Raw genomic sequence first — 16,704 nt, forward strand, 5'->3', positions numbered from 1 at the left:
AAGTTATGGTTAGAGTAAAGGACACTATTCCATTATGTGCCGATGGTAGTATTGATGTGGAATTATGGCTTCATCAGCTAGGTGCAAAAGGCTATTTGGATAATCTTGAGCTCATCCGTGCTGCATGTACATTAAGCCAATTGGCAGGGCAAGAACATGCAACAGAAACCGGCCAATCATGTTTGCAACAAGGTTTATCTATGGCTGATCTGCTTGCAGATCTTGAAGTAGATCAGGAAACACTTGCGGCAGCCATTATTTTTGAAAATGTACACTATGCTGATTTATCCGTTGATGATGTTGCCGAGCAATTAGGTCCTAATATTGCAAAGCTGGTAAAAGGTATAGAACGTATGAGTGCTATGCACAGTTTTCAAGCTTTGAATAAATATCCACAAAATAAACAGCAAATTGATAACATACGTAAAATGTTATTAGCAATGGTTGATGATGTTCGCGCTGTGTTGATTAAACTTGCTGAGCGCTTATGTGTATTGAGAACAGCTTCGCATTTATCTGAAGAATTACGTAAGCAATTAGCTACCGAGGCAATGGAAATCTATGCTCCTTTAGCTAATCGGCTTGGGATAGGAGCAATTAAATGGGAAATGGAGGATCTTGCTTTTCGTTATTTACATCCGGATGATTATAAGGCGATTGCTAAAGGTCTGAAGGCAAAGCGGTTGGAACGTGATAGCTTTGTTAATGCGATTGTTGCCCAATTGAATGAACAGATCAAAGCAAGTGGAATAGATCATTTTGCGGTTTATGGACGCTCAAAACATATTCATAGTATTTACAAGAAAATGACACGTAAGAATGTTTCTCTTGATGAAATTTATGATGCTACGGCGGTACGTGTACTAGTTGATACCAAGCCGCAATGTTATGAAGTATTAGGTATGGTACATACGCTCTGGAAGCAAATTTCTGCAGAATTTGATGATTACATTATTAACCCTAAAGCTAATGGCTATCAATCATTACATACAGCGGTTCAAGGACCAGAAGGCAGGGTTTTTGAAGTTCAAATCAGAACGTTTCATATGCATGATTTAGCGGAAATGGGGGTAGCTGCACATTGGAAATATAAAGAAGGTGGCGGCAAACAAAAAGAAAGCCATGAACGTAAAATTGAATGGCTACGTGACGTTTTGGCTTGGCATAGGGAAATGGCAAGCAATAAAGGAGTTCCTGAGAGTAGTACTACTGAGTTTCTTGAAGATAGGGTGTATGTTTTTACTCCTGACGGAGACGTTCTCGATTTACCTCAAGGTGTTACACCTTTGGACTTTGCTTATCATGTGCACAGTGATTTAGGCCATCGATGTCGTGGTGCGCGAATAAATGGCCATATAGTGCCTTTGACTTATCAATTGAAAACAGGTGATCGCGTAGAGGTTTTAACTGGGAAACAAATTAAACCTTCACGCGACTGGATTAATCCCCACTTAAATTACTTGAAAACTTCCAGGGCAAAAGCCAAAGTCTTACATTGGTTTAAAATGCAAGATTACGACCGGAATGTTCAAGAGGGGCGTGACCTATTAGATAAAGAGCTAAAATCTTTAGGTATAAAATCAGATAAATTAAATGAAGTTGTTCCGATGTTGCATTTCAAAAAACTTGATGATCTTTATGCAAACTTAGGGCGTGGTGATATTAAGATAGGACAAATTATTAGTAAAATTACGCCACCTACTCCATCTGAACTTAATTTAGAGCGATTTGTTAAACCCCACTCAAAACCCGAAGTTACGGGAAGTGATTTACGTATTGAGGGTGTTGGTAATTTGTTGACCTTTATGGCACGATGCTGCCAACCCGTCCCGGGAGATGCAGTAGTGGGGTATATTACTGTAGGACGAGGGGTCTCTGTTCATAGACAGGATTGTCCTAATATTATTCATGCCAGTGAGCGCCAAAAGCAACGTTTCTTACAAGTAAGCTGGGGAAGTGCTACACGTGAGAATTACGTAGTGGATATTCTTATTAAAGCTTTTGATCGTTCTGAATTACTTAAAGACATTACTTCTTTATTGGCAAATGAAAAAGCCCATGTTTACGCATTACAAACTCAAAGCAATAAACAAGAAAATATGGCTTATATTACTCTAACTGTGGATGTAGATGGTCTAAGTAGTTTATCTCGTTTATTAACAAAACTTGAACAAATACCTAATATTTTGGAAGCACGAAGGCAATTGTAAAACGAAAATTTAAGGATGGATTGTAATATAATTGTTCGTTGGGCCAAGGCCCAACTTGCGATTTTTATTACTTAATAATGCTGTGCGAGGACGACAACATAGAGTTTTATTTTTTAACACCAACTACTTTAAAGTTTACTGTAACTTCATCTTTTATTTCATTGGTTTTTGACCAGTCGCCCTGACCAACGCCAAATTGAGTCCTTTTAATGACCGTACTCCCCGTAACAATTCCCTTATTAGGGTCAGATTGATCTCCAGTAAAATTCAAAGTTACTGGCTCAGTTTTATCACGAATAGTGAGCGTACCTACCGCCTTGTATGTATTATCTCCAGTTTTTTCAATTTGGGTTGATTTAAATTCAGCTTTTGGAAAAACCTTGGGGTTAAACCAATCAGGGGTAAGTAAAGTACTCTTTAGCTCAGAATAAGAAGCGCTTATTGAGTTAATATCAACAATAATGTCTATGCTGCTGTGATTTAAGTCGTTAGGGTCAACTAAAATAGTCCCCGTAAAGGTTTTAAATTGGCCTGTCACAGGAGCACCGTTTTGAGTAGCAGTGAAGGTTAATTGACTTTCATTAGGGACAATTTCCCATTGAGGAACAGTTGCATTCGCTGCTACTGGTAATAATAAAGCTAATCCCGTAGACATAAAAGACTTCGCTATAATAGTTTTAATGCTCATGATATTATTTCCTTTTAATCACGTAATTTTTTTGATGCTGGCAATATATTTATATAAATGATTGACTTATAACTCTTTGTTTAAAATATAATTTATAGTAATGGAAATATAGAACGGTTATTTTAATTAATCAAGAAACCCAATATTTAAAACTAATGCGAATAAACGGTGATCAAATAGGTATTGGTTTGAGGGAACCTCACTATTATCAGGTTCTTAAGGAAAAGCCTAACATTGATTGGTTGGAGGTTCATACAGAGAATTTTATGATTCATGGTGGGCCGCTGCATGATATTCTATTTTTGATTCGGGAGCTTTATCCTATAAGTTTTCATGGTGTTGGATTGTCCTTGGGATCTGTTCAGGGCATCTGTAAAAATCATTTAAAAAGAATTAAAAAGCTAATCAATAAATTTGAACCTGTATTGCTTTCGGATCATTTATCATGGAGTAACACAGGAAAGTTTTACCTTCCCGATTTATTGCCAGTTCCCTATAATGAAGAAAATTTAATAGCCATTGTTAATAATATTGATGCAGCTCAAAACTATTTGCAACGAACTTTGTTAATTGAAAATCCTTCTTCTTATTTTGAGTATCGAAATTCATCTTATTCAGAGGCTGAGTTTTTAGCAGAATTAGTCAAACGTACAGGTGTGCACATTTTATTGGATTTAAATAACCTTTTTGTTTCTTGTTTTAATCATAATTGGGAACCTCATCAATACATTCAAGTTCTTCCCAAAAATGCAATCAAAGAAATTCATTTGACAGGGCATTCAGTATATACACAAGATAATAATAGCTTGCTTTTAGATACACATGATAACTATGTCTGCCAAGAGGTTTGGGATTTATACCGTTATGCTATAAGGTATACAGGTATTGTTCCGACATTGTTGGAATGGGATAGGAGTATACCTGCTTTGGAGGTTTTATTGAATGAGGCAAAAAAGTCAACCTATTATGTCAACGATGAAACAAATACAGGATGATTTTGCGACAACAATATTCAATCCAAATGAGATTGAATTTATGAAAAATATTTGTGAAAGCACAATAGCTCCTGGATTTCGATTAAATATATACAGAAATAATATCTTTCAGACTCTATATCATGCTTTAGAAATAACCTTTCCAGCTGTTTGGAAATTAGTCGGGAAAGAATGTGCGGATAATTTAGCAGCTATTTTTTGTCGAGAGGAAGAAAACATGCCTAAAACTAACTGTCTTGATGATTGGGGGGCAGATTTTCCTCGGTTTTTACAAAATGTTGAGCCGATTAGGCACCTTATTTATTTGCCTGACATAGCTGAAGTGGAGTGGTTGAAGCACATGAGTTATCGAGCTCCAAATTTTAGAGTCATCCACCCTTTAAAATGGTCAAAAAAGTTAGAATTTCCAGAAAAAATATACTTAATTTTTAATCCATCTGTTTACTTATTTTCGTCACCTTATTCATTAAAAGAGATTATGGACTTGATTGAAAGGCCAGAAGAAAAACAAAATATTCATTTGAGGTCAGTCGAATGCTATATTGTTATTTCGAGGCAATATCAACGTGTGACTATTCACTGGATCTCTCAAGACATGTTTCGTTTTTTTATATCCCTTCAAAATGGTTTTTCATTAACTCATGCATATGAAGCTGTTTATGAAGCAAATCCTGATTTTAATTTACCTGGTGCATTGCAATTCATTAAAGAAAATCACTTGCTGTGGAAAATAAAGTGTACTTCTAATACCTAAGTCGAGTTGACAATTTATCCCCACAACCTACGTGCAGGACTTGTTCGCGGCGTTCTTAATCAATAGCAGATTTCTTCATCTAGATCACGCCATTCTGGATTAAGCTCCTCAATTCAATTTAACTTCCATTGTCTGCACTAATTTTTGAAGCGTTTGTCACATCGGGCAGCTTCTACATAGGCATCATGAACCACATAATAAACCAATAGGTGTACATTGTACTGGGCTGTAAATCCAGGAACCCTATTCTTTGTATGCTTCCAGACTCGTTTCATTAAATCTGACGTTGAACCGGTATCCAGTGTACCATTGCCTGCTTGCCATAAGATAAACATAAAAGGACCGCATCGTGTTTCCTTGTTTGAGTCATGTTGGACTAAACTTCAGTAGCCCTGATTACATGGGCGGCCCAATAGAGGAGCAGGCCATGGCAAGCATTGACGCATCATTCCGCCTCAACTTGTCATGCCTTGTAGCAATGGATCAAAAATGTTACAGTCGTGCCAACACGTTTTCAACCAGATGGTGATGTTTGTACAGTCCCCAGCCAATATCAGAATGTGCCGTTTTAGAGTTATTCTTCCTGGGGATAATTGGAGTGGATACTTTTTAATTTCTACTTCCCAAGAACCACTAAATCCATAGGATGATCCACTCCTGCCACAATTCGTGCTTTAAGTTCAACTATTTCTTCTTGTTTGATATAGCCTTGCTTTAAAGCCTCCATTAAAGAAAATGCCGTGGTTAATCCTTTTGAATGTTCTATTTTATTATGCTTTTCCAATTTTGCAGCTAAGTTTGCTGTCTCTCCAATCACGGTATATTCAAGTCTATCTGCATTTCCTATAACTCCAAAAACAATTTCACCTACTGCAAGCCCTATACCAACATCAATAATGATTTCTTTTTCATTTTGTCTTTTTTCATTCCATGAAGACAACACAGAGAGTATCTCATCCGCTGCTTTTAGCGCATCTGCTGCATAAGTATGGGAAGAGGTGACTGCACCAAAGCTTGCCATAATTCCATCACCCATAAATTTATCAATACTTCCATTATGTTTTTGGATAATAGGCACAAGAATACGCTGATATTCTCCAAGTAACTTAATTAAACCGCTGGGTGATAAGGTATTTGATGCTTTAGTAAAACCTCGCATATCCGTAAACATTATAGCTGCTTGTCGGATTTCGCCGTAACCAGCTTGCAATAAAGAGTCAGAACAGGTTATTTTTTTCACAACACCTGTATCAAAAAAACGTGCTAAATCTTTTGCTGCGCTGGTTTGTTCCACTGCCTGGAATAGTGTTTTTTTGGCGCGCTCTAGCACTAAAAAAAGGATAATAGTAACTAATAAAATTGATAAAAGTACGTCAAAGACGGAACCTAAATAAACACTTCGTGTAGAGGCGTAGGTAACATAATCCCAAGTAATCACCTTCATTCCTGTACTTGCCAAAGTTTGCCAAACAATGATGCTCCAGCCTATCACTGCAGTTAAACCAGAAAGTAGTACCCATTCTGGTTCAAAACGCAGAGCACGTAGAGTAATTAAAATGTAAACATAGTTAATATGGGTATTTTTCAAATTAATTGTTGGTGATGTTTGGTATTGCAAGTAATAGGTCCAAATAATAAAAAGCAATAAGAGCATTTCTATTATTATTGATAATCCAAGCACTAAATGAGTTAATTGATTGGTGTAGGCAAACCATAACCTTGTTACTATTAAGACAGCAAAGAGTGATAAACCTAATGAAGCGGAATGAACTGGAGCATTAGGGGTATAGCCTACCGGGGTGAAGCAGTTAATAATTATCAAAACTACTACTACGCCTAATTGTACTCCTCCTACCAGTAACTCACTTTGATATTGTTGTACTTGTATCTCGTTTTTAACACGGGCTGGTAGCTGCTCATATCTAAGCACTCTTACCTCCAAGGATTCGTTCACATAATCCTTTCGGTAACATGATAAACTCTTCGGGATCATTATTTTTTATTGCTTGTGATGCACAAGAGTGTTTCGAGGTTGCACAATCATTTTTACCTGCACGTACTATTTCATAACATCTTTCAAGTTCTACATGTTCATGTTTTGCGGAAAACCAGTCGGTATTAGTGTAGATAGAAAGAAGCGAGGCACTCAGAGCTGCTGAAATCACAGCAGTATTTTGTAGCTTACGCTTATTCATGTCATATCCCTAAGATATTGTTTATTCATTAGAAACATCAATTCACTCCCTGGATGCACCTATATTTTTAATTCTAAATGGCGCTATTTTATAAATCAAATAAGTTAAAAATAAATGATTACTTAATAGCAAGAAAATCTGAAGCAATGCATATATAAAAAAATTCCTGCATTAAGAATTTGTAAACATGATGTGATAATGTTTTTATATAGAATTGAAAAACAACAATTGATAAACTCTTCTTCAAAACAGGGATTACCATCAGTGCAATTATGTTCTGAATTAAATTAAACTAAACTTAATGAGTCTGAAAAGAGAGGAGAAGTTTTCCTAAATGTTGAATTAAATAATAAAAAATATTTGAGTTAGCATTATACTGTTGATAGGGAATAAACATTAAAGGAAGAAATCAATGAAAAAGTCAAAGATGGTCAATGAGTTTGAAATGCCTGCGCCACGTTGGATTAGAACATATCCTGCAGGGCCTTACCGATTTATTAACCGCGAGTTTTTTATTATTACCTATGAAACCTTTCCCGAATTGCTTGAAGATATTCTGCCCCCTGGTCTAGAACTCCTTGATCCTTTTGTTAAGTTTGAATTTATCAGGATGCCGGATTCGACAGGCTTTGGGGATTATACAGAATCGGGTCAAGTGATTCCTGTCCGCTATAAAGGAGAAGAAGGAGGCTTCACTATATCAATGTTTCTTGATTGTCATGCACCTATTGCGGGTGGCCGAGAAATTTGGGGATTTCCTAAAAAATTAGCGAAACCCAAATTGTTTGTTGAGGAGGATGTTCTTATTGGTTTGTTAGATTATGGCAGTTTGCGCATTGCTACAGCAACTATGGGATACAAACATCATGAAATTGATAAAAAAACCGTATTAGATTCATTAAAGAAACCTACCTTTCTTTTAAAAAATATACCAGGTGTTGATGGTACCCCAGAAGTGAATCAATTGACTAAAACTTATTTAGAAGATGTAACGGTTAAAGGTGCCTGGACCGGGCCTGGTAGTCTGGAGTTGCACCCTCATGCATTAGCTCCTATTGCAGAGTTACCCGTTAAGAAAATTGTATCAGTAGTCCATTTTATTACGGATTTAACTTTACCTTATGGTACAGTCGTAGAGGATTATTTGAGATAGGTTAACAAATTAAGAAGAGCGAATTTCGTTCGCTGCATTGACTGAAGGGTACCTCAAATCGACATCACGCTGCTTGTACAGGAGTAGTTGATTCTGGATCCGATTACAAAGCTATTGGACGAAAGAATAAATATAGATTCCTTAACTCAATGGCAGTGCTCTCAGTCCTTAATCGAATCATTAGCTCTAAACGCTAGGACTGAGAGGACTGTATGCTTTTGATAGGGAGATTGAAATGCCTAAAAGAAAAAAAATAAATCTTGCCCTGCAAGGTGGTGGTGCTCATGGTGCATTTACCTGGGGTTTATTAGATAAATTTCTTGAATCAAAGTTGTTTACAATAGAAGGTATTTCAGCCACAAGTGCTGGCAGTATGAATGCAGCTGTCCTTGCATATGGTTTTTTGCAGGGAAAAGAAGAGGGGGCCAGGCAATCATTGCATGATTTTTGGCATGCGATGAGTGACTATGGGAAGCTGTTTGGCATCACAGCAAAATCTCCTTTCGATTTCTTTATAGAACCTTTTATAAGGGCACCCCTTAATTTTTATTTATTTAATTCAATCGCGAGCCTTTTTTCCCCTTATCAATTTAATCCATTTAATTTTCATCCCATTCGAAATGTTTTAGAAAGAATAATTGATGTAGGGCAAATCAAAACTAAAAGTGCTATTAAACTTTTTATATGCGCTACTAATGTTCAAACTGGTAAAATCCGTATTTTTGACAATAATGAATTATCCATAGATACTCTTTTGGCTTCTGCATGTTTACCCCAATTGTATCAATCAATCGAAATCGATGGAGAGTTTTATTGGGATGGTGGTTATTTGGGTAACCCAGCCATTTTCCCTTTAATTTATCAAACAAGCTGTAGAGATATCCTGATTTTTCATACAGTCCCAATTGTTCGTAACCATATTCCAAAAACTCCTGCAGAAATTGATTCTCGGGTCAGGGAAGTATCGTTTAACTCTTCTTTAATGCGTGAAATGCGAGCAGTAGCTTTTGTGAGTAGTTTAATCACTAAAGGGCAGTTAAAAAAAGAATATGAAAAGGACTATAAAAAAATATTTATGCATTGTATCCGAGCTGATGAAGACTTACGTGATTTTCCCTTATCAACTGTTTATACTCCTGATTGGGAGTTTTTAGTAGCTATGCGTGACTTAGGGAGACAGGAAGCAAGCATTTGGATTGAAAAAAATTATGATCATGTTGGAAAAAAAACGACCATCGATTTTGCAGAATGGTTATAGGAGCATTATCGAAGCAGTAAACCGAACTACAATTAATTGTTCAAGGCTTGTATTCAAAAAATAAAACCTGCAACAACAGCCCTATGTTCGCTTAATAAAACATTGTACGTGCGACAGGCTGCACCGATTGACATAGATTCAATTCCAATTCGTTGTTGTGCAAGTTGCTTCATAATTGACAAAGGCGGCAGTTTTCCGGTATTTTCATGGCCAATGATTATAATTTCCGGTTTGAATTGCGTTAATAAGTTCATGTAGACTTCATCAATTTCCTGGATACTTTTAATGAGTAGTTCACTGATGATTTCTGTTTTGGAAACAATGAGACTTTTCGCATAAGTAATGGAATTAATCTGAATTTTATTATTACTATAAGCTTGCACTGTATGTAGCTCGGATTCTTCTAGATTGATATTCATAGTTTTGGAAGTTTGATTGAGTTATAGTAGTTGTGAGTATACTACAGAGGTAGATATTATGAATCAATTTCCACGAATTAACCGCTTACCCCCCTATGTTTTTAACACACTAACACAATTAAAAACAGAAGCCCGAGCGCGTGGAGAGGATATCATTGATTTTGGAATGGGTAACCCTGATCAGCCAACACCCCCCCATATAGTGAACAAATTGATTGAAGCAGTGCAACGACCAGACACTCACCGGTACTCTATGTCTAAGGGAATTCCGAGGTTAAGGCGAGCAATGGCTTCCTGGTATGAGCGTAATTATAATGTACATTTAAATAGTGAAACTCAGATACTGGCAACCATTGGCTCAAAAGAAGGATTAGCTCATTTGGCACTGGCGATTAGTGGCCCTGGTGATACGATTTTAGTGCCTGATCCCGCATACCCTATTCATACTTATGGATTTATTATTGCTGGAGCTAATGTAAAACAAATTCCACTCATAAACGAAACTCAATTTTTAGCATCCGTGGAAGACACAATCAACAGAAGTTTACCTAAGCCTAAAGCTTTAGTGATTAATTTTCCTGCTAATCCAAGCACTCATTGTGTCGATTATGCTTTTTTTGAGCAAATAGTCAATTTAGCAAAAAAACATGAAATTTGGGTGATTCATGATTTAGCTTATGCAGATATTGTATTTGATGGGTACAAAGCACCTTCAATATTACAAGTTCCTGGTGCTGTCGATATAGCAATTGAAACCTATTCAATGTCTAAATCTTATAATATGCCGGGTTGGCGTATTGGCTTTGCATGTGGCAATGAAGAACTTGTTGCAGCACTTACTCGTATTAAATCTTATTTGGATTATGGTACTTTTACGCCAATTCAAGTTGCAGCAATTGCCGCATTAGAGGGTTCTGACGAGTGTGTACGAGAAATTAGAGATCTTTACGAAAAACGTCGTAATATTCTTTGTGATGGCTTAAATGAACTAGGCTGGACAGTAGAGCGCCCTAAAGCAACCATGTTTGTTTGGGCTCCTATTCCTCCTCATTACAAGCACATGGGTTCACTTGAATTTAGTAAGTATTTATTACAAGAAGCACATGTTGCAGTATCACCTGGAATAGGCTTTGGTCAACAAGGAGATGATTATGTTCGTTTTGGCCTCATAGAAAATAAAGATCGTATGCGTCAAGCATTAAGAAATCTAAAAGCTTTATTTAAAAAAGATGGACTGATTAAGGCCTCACAAGTATGTATGTAGTGATTGATTCCGAATGTAACCCTATACCAGAGCATGCGAAATTATTAATTTCAGAGGGAAACGCACTACTTAATTTTTTACGTTGCCTTGATTATGATCCGTCTAATCCCCCTTTTGCCGATCTGTTAAGGCAGTACCATCATCTGGATGGTGAGTGGTTTGTTTTGAGCCCCGTTCATTGGATAGCAACTCATAATGACGCCATGATTACAGTTTGTGGTAAAGATTTGCACATTCAAGAAAGCGAGGCTAAATTATGGTTCGAATTATTGTCGCAATACCTGGCTGAGGAAGGTAAAATTCTTCATTATCATAATCCAGAAACATGGTTGTTTTATAATGATAAAAAGTATTTATTGCACTCTAAACCAGTGCGGCATTTATTGAATCAATCATTGATGCCTGAATTAGCACAATTAGATAATACAATGTATTGGCAAAAGTTTTTAACTGAATGCCAAATGCTTTTTGCGTCTAGACCTAATCACTCTTTAATCAATGGGCTATGGGTTTGGGGAAATGCTCTACTTGAGAATAAAAAATCAATTGCTATTTGTGCTGACGAACAATTTTTACCTTGGGCAAAAATTTGTGGGACAAATGTGAGTTTGTATCACCCTTCATTAGTACTTAAGGATTATAAAATTTTATTGTTCACTGAGTTTTCCATCCTCAGTGAACAGCATCAAGAAGAATTAAAAAAAATGACAGTTCATTGGTATTGGAATAATGCTGCTTATATCCAATATTCTGCTGGCTGGCTTGTTCATTTGTGGAGAAAAATTATCCATGCTTATTAAACAGCGTGTGCAACCCAAACACTCACTCAATATTCCAAATGTGCCTGAGGTACTCAACCGGATTTATGCCTCTAGAGGCATCACCGAAATATCACAGTTGGATAAACAATTACAAGCCTTGTTACCCTTTGATACGTTAAAGGGAATTGATTCCGCGTGTTTGCGTTTGGAAAAGGCGTTACATGAACAGCAGCGTATTATAATTATTGGTGATTTTGATGCCGATGGGGCGACTTCAACTGCACTTGCTATTACTGCTTTACGTGCTATGGGAGCCCGTTTTATTGATTATTTAGTGCCTAACAGATTTGAGTTTGGTTATGGTTTAACTCCTCAAATAGTCGATGTAGCCAGCAAGTGGAAGCCTTCTCTTATTATTACTGTAGATAATGGCATTGCTAGTTTTGAAGGGGTTGAACGGGCGAATCAATTAGGCATAGATGTTTTAATCACCGATCATCATTTGTCAGCAGAAAGCATTCCTAATGCTTGCGCGATTGTGAATCCAAATCAACCGGGTTGTCAATTTCCCAGTAAATCCATTGCCGGAGTAGGGGTTATTTTTTATGTCATGTTGGCTCTTCGCAGACATTTGGTCAATGCCAACTGGTTTCAAAAAATGGATATCGCTGAGCCTAATATGGCAAGTTTTTTGGATTTAGTTGCTTTAGGTACAGTTGCTGATGTGGTTGGGCTTGATCAAAATAATCGCATTATGGTAAACCAAGGAATGGCAAGAATACGCCAGGGTCTTGGGCGTGTGGGAATAAAAGCCTTGATTGAGGTATCCGGTCGCGAATATGCACGATTAAGAGAGTCTGATTTAGGGTTTGCTATTGCACCAAGACTCAATGCTGCTGGTAGGTTAGATGACATGGCTTTGGGTATAGAATGCTTAATTAGCACAGACGAGCAACAAGCAAGAAATTATTGCCAGCAATTAGATGAGCTCAATGAAGAAAGAAAACAAATTGAAATAGAAATGAAAGAGCAAGCGTTGCTTGTTTTGGAAAAACTTGCTCTTGATGCTGATTATAACAGTACTCATTTACCTATTGCCTTATGTCTTTTTGATAAAACCTGGCATCAAGGAGTGATTGGTATTTTGGCCGGACGGATGAAAGAGCGCTATCACCGTCCAGTTATTGCTTTTGCCGCAGTAAGTGATGATGAATTAAAAGGATCAGCACGTTCTATTTCAGATTTAAATATTAGAGATGTACTCGCTGCAATTGATAAGGATTATCCTGGGCTCATTAAAAAGTTCGGTGGGCATGCTATGGCGGCTGGTTTAAGTATTCATCCCGACTCTCTTAAGGCTTTTCGTGCGGCATTTGTTTTGGAAGTGGGACGACATATTGATTTATCTCAATGTGAAGGCGAAATACTCACTGATGGCCCATTGCAGCCTAATGAATTGACTCTTGAGATCGCTCAGTTAATACAACAGGCTGGGCCATGGGGACAACAATTTGCTGAACCAGTTTTTGATAATATTTTTGAGGTGCTTGAGCAGCGTTTAGTAGGAAAAAATCATTTAAAAATGACCTTAATTGAAACGCAAAGTAAGCAACAAGTAGATGCGATTGCTTTTAATATAGATCTAAAATCCTGGCCAAATCACCGAGTGAAGTATATTCATGCCGCATATAAATTGGATATTAATTTTTTTCAAGGGCGCACACGTTTACAATTGTTAATTCAGGCAATGAATGGTGTCAATCATCCTGAGAGTGTTATCTGATATTTGACTTCAGAATACTTTTAAAATCATATATGATTTTTGTGCTTAACATGAGATACCTGATTCTATCTTGTCTTGTTTAGGGCTGCCGATGGACTAAACATACGCTAATATTGTCGCTAAGGCTTAACAGAAGCATATCTAAAGCATTAACGTTTCCCAAGTCCTTCCCGTGGTTAATGTTTCTTTTTCTGAGCTCGAATTCACGTTATTTAATAAACTTTTTTATCGATGTATTAGAGTACATTTTTGCTCCGCGACAAAATCATCTGCACCTTTAAGCATTCGATGCATCTGTTCAAACACCGCGGCACCATGTGCGGTAAAAGTAAAAAAAGAGGGCCTCTGGTTTGGATTAGAAGGATGATGAATTGCAGAAAAACCATATTCTTTAACACCATAAATATTTATTTGCGAATCATCAATCAATGTGATTTGCGAGCGATTGATAAGGGCAAATTTATTTTGTAAGTGAGGGAACAAGTATTCCAGGTAATCACTTTTATCAAGATATTTAATTTCTTGTAATTGACTCTGCCTATTATAAAATCCACTAAGATCCGGAACTAAATGGCTCGTAATTTTTTCTCCAAAAAAATGTTTAAAAACATTGTTAATAAATTTTTCGCCGTCATAAGAGGCATTCGTCAAAAAAATAATAGAAATCAATGGAATATCATCATTTGATTGTTTTTTATAGCGTTCATTGATTTTAATAATTTCTTCAAAAAATCTTTTCCATTCCTGTCTTCTAAATGCTGTTGCTTTTGTCCATAATAATCCAGGAATCAAATCTGGTTGATTGATTATGCCTGAACTGCTTTGGCTTAGGCTTCGTTCGGCACTTTTTGACAAATTATGCGGTTCATCTTCATCTAATTGAATGCTTGCGAGATTTTCATCGATATCCAACACAAATAGACGACGTTGTAATAATTTTGCGTTTTTCATATGCATCCTTGTTAATATGTTCACAAAATCCTGGTGACGATAAAGCTAATATCAGATTGTATAAAAAAATGTTGATAAAAAATTGAAAAACACCAGTGCAAGAGACATTCTGTAGCAATGAATTTTATAAAGAAGCAAGATGTTAGCACCAGTCTTATATATTCTTGGATATTAAGGATTAATGCAATACATAAATTTCTTAAGTAGTTTCCTGTTGTACTAAGGCGTGTTGAGAATTCATCCCCCCACCCTACGTATATGGACTTATCCGTTTTTGCAAGTAATTAACTAGTGAAAAGAGAAGTATTTGCATACGTATATCCGACCATTAATGAGCGACTTATTCCATTCACTCGGGATGGTGGTGCGCCTTATTTAATCAAGATGGTTTTTATTGCACAGGATGCATCTTTGTTTCTGGGGGATGAATTAGTTCTTAAGCCCCAAAAGGTCTTAATGTTGTAAGCTGCGCTATATATGTCTGGCTGTTTTTGTTGAACGTTTTTTTCTTTTTGTATACTCAAAAGAGAAATCAGGGAATGGTACTGGAGTTTTTTTGCATAATCCAAAGCCGAAAGGCCTTCTTTAGTTTGTTTCTTTAAATCAACATGATCCTGCTGTAATAAAAAAGAAACAGCTTCTATGTCATCACGTTTTACGGCCTGTATAAGTAATGTTTCTCCCATGTTATTTTGAACATTAATATCTGCGCCCAGGGTAATAAAAGAATGGAAATAATATTTAATAGTACTATTCTTAGTTTTAGATGAAAGTATATTCATAAGAGAAAATATAATTGTTTCACCTTGTGCATCTTGAAGGGAGAGTGATGTACCGTATTTCAATAATAATTCAATACCTTCATTATTTCCTGTTAGGAATAGCTGCGCTAAGCCTGTTTTTCCCGAGGAAAGAATGATATTGGGACTCAGTCCTTTCTCTAGTAATTTCTGAATGGTTTGGTTATTATTTTTTAGAAAGGCTTGCTCCAGTGTTTTCAGTTCGTTTTCTGTAGGTATTTTCTTCAATGCATCTAAAGTTTTGCTAGGTCCTTTTTTTGCGATTAAGAAGATATCTTGTTGTTCTATTAATTGGGGTGCTTCATTGAGTAATAACCTTGCTATCCCCAATTGCTCCGTTTCCAAAGCGAGCCTTAATGCACTAACTCCCTGAGAATCAGTTTGGGTACAGTCTGCGCCAAGGGACAATAAACAGCGGATGCTATCTATTTTGTTGTGTCGTATAGCGAAGAGTAGGGCGGTTTCCCCCCAGGAGTTTTTGCTTTCCAATTCATTCTGTTTAAATACCGCTCTTAAAGTATGAACTAAATCATTTAAAATCGCCTGATGAAGTTCTGGTAAAGCCGCAAGGTTAGGCATTTTTGTTTTCATTCTGAATATTTTTTGTAAATGTGTTGAATGGGTTGCCTTGGTAATATCGGTTATCTCAAGATAGTCTCCTGCTTGTTGGATACAGGCGGCACGAATGTCTTCTATAGAAGATAAATAAAAGGGATTATTCTTTGCCAGGCTTAGCCCAAAATAGGCATTGTTTAGATCATTAGCCGATTCAATTTCCAATATCTTCGCCAATTCGATATTTTTTAGTGTCATTTGATAAGCCATCGGAACGAGCTCATTTTTTATATCAGTAAGGGCAAGTGCCCATCTGAAGTATAATTTGGCTACTAGAAGATAGGCAGGAGTGCCATGCCATGCTGCTTCTTGTTCAAAAAAGGAAATTGTTGATCTCATCAATGAACAGATTTTTTCATTATTAAGATCAATGTTAATGATTAGTTCCTGAGAAAATGCTTCCAAAGCGTGAAAAGAATGGAAAGATAAAGCTTGATGTATAAACTTTGTTGCTTCGTCAGGATATCTTAGTGACTGCAGGTAATTAAAATAACCCAGGGTTATTTCCATAGGGGTAAGGCTTGCAGTAGTCTTGAATTTAAAATCCGGTAACCCCTTGACCTTAATGCCCGCCATCTTTTCCTGCCAAAAATACTGGAAATCGGGGTGTCCTAATAGAGTTCTAATCGTTTCATTTTGCAGGCAAAAGTCGTTAAGTGTTGTAAGGGATAAACTACGCAGGGTTAAGTCCAGAGTTGCACACATTTTTTTGTTAGGAGCCTCACTGAAATTTTTTAAGATAACCTCAAGTTGTAAAGAGTTCATCGATTAATTTCCCTATTAAAAAAGTGAAATTTACTTTAGATAATGCACCAGGCATTGGATAAGAAAGCAACTCATGAAGAACTAGTTACTCTC

14 protein-coding genes and 2 pseudogenes are annotated in these 16,704 nt (G+C 36.7%); 8 read left to right on the plus strand and 8 right to left on the minus strand.

Annotated features, from left to right (window positions below):
* The first annotated feature begins 5 nt into the window (after positions 1 to 5).
* Positions 6 to 2,210, plus strand: a complete 2,205-nt coding sequence (gene relA, locus EKG34_RS08515; protein ID WP_003637017.1) for a GTP diphosphokinase — start codon at positions 6 to 8, stop codon at positions 2,208 to 2,210.
* 106 nt (positions 2,211 to 2,316) lie between these two features.
* On the opposite strand, the gene EKG34_RS08520 is transcribed toward relA, so the two are convergent.
* On the minus strand, positions 2,317 to 2,898 hold the full coding sequence (locus EKG34_RS08520) for a YceI family protein (protein WP_003637020.1): 582 nt from the start codon (positions 2,896 to 2,898) through the stop codon (positions 2,317 to 2,319).
* Between the two features lie 155 nt (positions 2,899 to 3,053).
* On the opposite strand from EKG34_RS08520, the gene bufB reads away from it, so the two are divergent.
* Together bufB and EKG34_RS08530 are read left to right on the plus strand one after the other, a co-directional pair.
* A complete protein-coding gene (gene bufB, locus EKG34_RS08525) occupies positions 3,054 to 3,893 on the plus strand; it encodes an MNIO family bufferin maturase (protein ID WP_003637021.1) in 840 nt (279 codons plus the stop codon).
* A 40-nt stretch (positions 3,894 to 3,933) separates the two neighbouring features.
* Positions 3,934 to 4,647 (plus strand): HvfC/BufC N-terminal domain-containing protein, encoded by a 714-nt coding sequence (locus EKG34_RS08530; protein WP_003637022.1) that lies wholly within the window; start codon positions 3,934 to 3,936, stop codon positions 4,645 to 4,647.
* Between the two features lie 113 nt (positions 4,648 to 4,760).
* On the opposite strand, the pseudogene EKG34_RS08535 reads toward EKG34_RS08530, so the two are convergent.
* From EKG34_RS08535 to EKG34_RS08545, 4 genes and pseudogenes are all read right to left on the minus strand, one after another.
* Positions 4,761 to 4,995: pseudogene (locus EKG34_RS08535) on the minus strand (GIY-YIG nuclease family protein).
* Positions 4,996 to 5,043: 48 nt separating this feature from the next.
* Positions 5,044 to 5,256 (minus strand): annotated as a pseudogene (locus tag EKG34_RS18590) (IS5/IS1182 family transposase); the annotation flags it as partial.
* A gap of 7 nt (positions 5,257 to 5,263) precedes the next feature.
* On the minus strand, positions 5,264 to 6,577 hold the full coding sequence (locus EKG34_RS08540) for an adenylate/guanylate cyclase domain-containing protein (RefSeq protein WP_003637024.1): 1,314 nt from the start codon (positions 6,575 to 6,577) through the stop codon (positions 5,264 to 5,266).
* Entirely contained in the window at positions 6,570 to 6,842 is a 273-nt protein-coding gene (locus EKG34_RS08545; RefSeq protein ID WP_003637025.1) for a BufA1 family periplasmic bufferin-type metallophore, read from the minus strand. Before EKG34_RS08545 ends, EKG34_RS08540 begins: the two co-directional genes overlap by 8 nt.
* A gap of 412 nt (positions 6,843 to 7,254) precedes the next feature.
* On the opposite strand from EKG34_RS08545, the gene EKG34_RS08550 reads away from it, so the two are divergent.
* Positions 7,255 to 7,995 (plus strand): acetoacetate decarboxylase, encoded by a 741-nt coding sequence (locus EKG34_RS08550; protein WP_003637027.1) that lies wholly within the window; start codon positions 7,255 to 7,257, stop codon positions 7,993 to 7,995.
* A gap of 235 nt (positions 7,996 to 8,230) precedes the next feature.
* Positions 8,231 to 9,253, plus strand: a complete 1,023-nt coding sequence (locus EKG34_RS08555; RefSeq protein ID WP_003637028.1) for a patatin-like phospholipase family protein — start codon at positions 8,231 to 8,233, stop codon at positions 9,251 to 9,253.
* A gap of 53 nt (positions 9,254 to 9,306) precedes the next feature.
* Here the strand turns inward: EKG34_RS08555 and EKG34_RS08560 are convergent, their stop codons facing one another.
* Positions 9,307 to 9,672 (minus strand): Mth938-like domain-containing protein, encoded by a 366-nt coding sequence (locus tag EKG34_RS08560; protein ID WP_003637030.1) that lies wholly within the window; start codon positions 9,670 to 9,672, stop codon positions 9,307 to 9,309.
* 58 nt (positions 9,673 to 9,730) lie between these two features.
* On the opposite strand from EKG34_RS08560, the gene alaC reads away from it, so the two are divergent.
* Genes alaC through recJ form a run of 3 tightly spaced genes read left to right on the plus strand, consistent with a single transcriptional unit; the run spans position 9,731 to position 13,480 of the window.
* Positions 9,731 to 10,936: an alanine transaminase gene (alaC, locus tag EKG34_RS08565; RefSeq protein WP_003637031.1), complete on the plus strand. Its 1,206-nt coding sequence runs from the start codon at positions 9,731 to 9,733 to the stop codon at positions 10,934 to 10,936.
* A complete protein-coding gene (locus EKG34_RS08570; protein WP_003637032.1) occupies positions 10,927 to 11,736 on the plus strand; it encodes a hypothetical protein in 810 nt (269 codons plus the stop codon). The genes alaC and EKG34_RS08570 overlap by 10 nt, the downstream gene beginning before the upstream one ends.
* Entirely contained in the window at positions 11,726 to 13,480 is a 1,755-nt protein-coding gene (recJ, locus tag EKG34_RS08575; RefSeq protein ID WP_003637033.1) for a single-stranded-DNA-specific exonuclease RecJ, read from the plus strand. Before EKG34_RS08570 ends, recJ begins: the two co-directional genes overlap by 11 nt.
* A gap of 225 nt (positions 13,481 to 13,705) precedes the next feature.
* Here recJ and EKG34_RS08580 read toward each other — a convergent pair whose 3' ends face one another.
* Together EKG34_RS08580 and EKG34_RS08585 are read right to left on the minus strand one after the other, a co-directional pair.
* On the minus strand, positions 13,706 to 14,431 hold the full coding sequence (locus EKG34_RS08580) for a hypothetical protein (RefSeq protein ID WP_003637034.1): 726 nt from the start codon (positions 14,429 to 14,431) through the stop codon (positions 13,706 to 13,708).
* A 371-nt stretch (positions 14,432 to 14,802) separates the two neighbouring features.
* Entirely contained in the window at positions 14,803 to 16,611 is a 1,809-nt protein-coding gene (locus EKG34_RS08585) for a DUF5630 domain-containing protein (protein WP_003637035.1), read from the minus strand.
* Positions 16,612 to 16,704 lie beyond the last annotated feature (93 nt).

Source organism: Legionella longbeachae, assembly GCF_004283175.1.
Lineage (GTDB): Bacteria > Pseudomonadota > Gammaproteobacteria > Legionellales > Legionellaceae > Legionella > Legionella longbeachae.

Excerpts from the sequence above, each read along its gene's own strand:
- relA (WP_003637017.1), top strand. The coding sequence starts at position 6 with ATGGTTAGAGTAAAGGACACTATTCCATTATGTGCCGATGGTAGTATT.
- bufB (WP_003637021.1), top strand. The coding sequence starts at position 3,054 with ATGCGAATAAACGGTGATCAAATAGGTATTGGTTTGAGGGAACCTCAC.
- EKG34_RS08580 (WP_003637034.1), bottom strand. The coding sequence starts at position 14,431 with ATGAAAAACGCAAAATTATTACAACGTCGTCTATTTGTGTTGGATATC.
- EKG34_RS08555 (WP_003637028.1), top strand. The coding sequence starts at position 8,231 with ATGCCTAAAAGAAAAAAAATAAATCTTGCCCTGCAAGGTGGTGGTGCT.
- EKG34_RS08585 (WP_003637035.1), bottom strand. The coding sequence starts at position 16,611 with ATGAACTCTTTACAACTTGAGGTTATCTTAAAAAATTTCAGTGAGGCT.
- recJ (WP_003637033.1), top strand. The coding sequence starts at position 11,726 with ATGCTTATTAAACAGCGTGTGCAACCCAAACACTCACTCAATATTCCA.
- alaC (WP_003637031.1), top strand. The coding sequence starts at position 9,731 with ATGAATCAATTTCCACGAATTAACCGCTTACCCCCCTATGTTTTTAAC.
- EKG34_RS08570 (WP_003637032.1), top strand. The coding sequence starts at position 10,927 with ATGTATGTAGTGATTGATTCCGAATGTAACCCTATACCAGAGCATGCG.
- EKG34_RS08560 (WP_003637030.1), bottom strand. The coding sequence starts at position 9,672 with ATGAATATCAATCTAGAAGAATCCGAGCTACATACAGTGCAAGCTTAT.
- EKG34_RS08550 (WP_003637027.1), top strand. The coding sequence starts at position 7,255 with ATGAAAAAGTCAAAGATGGTCAATGAGTTTGAAATGCCTGCGCCACGT.
- EKG34_RS08520 (WP_003637020.1), bottom strand. The coding sequence starts at position 2,898 with ATGAGCATTAAAACTATTATAGCGAAGTCTTTTATGTCTACGGGATTA.
- EKG34_RS08530 (WP_003637022.1), top strand. The coding sequence starts at position 3,934 with ATGAAAAATATTTGTGAAAGCACAATAGCTCCTGGATTTCGATTAAAT.
- EKG34_RS08545 (WP_003637025.1), bottom strand. The coding sequence starts at position 6,842 with ATGAATAAGCGTAAGCTACAAAATACTGCTGTGATTTCAGCAGCTCTG.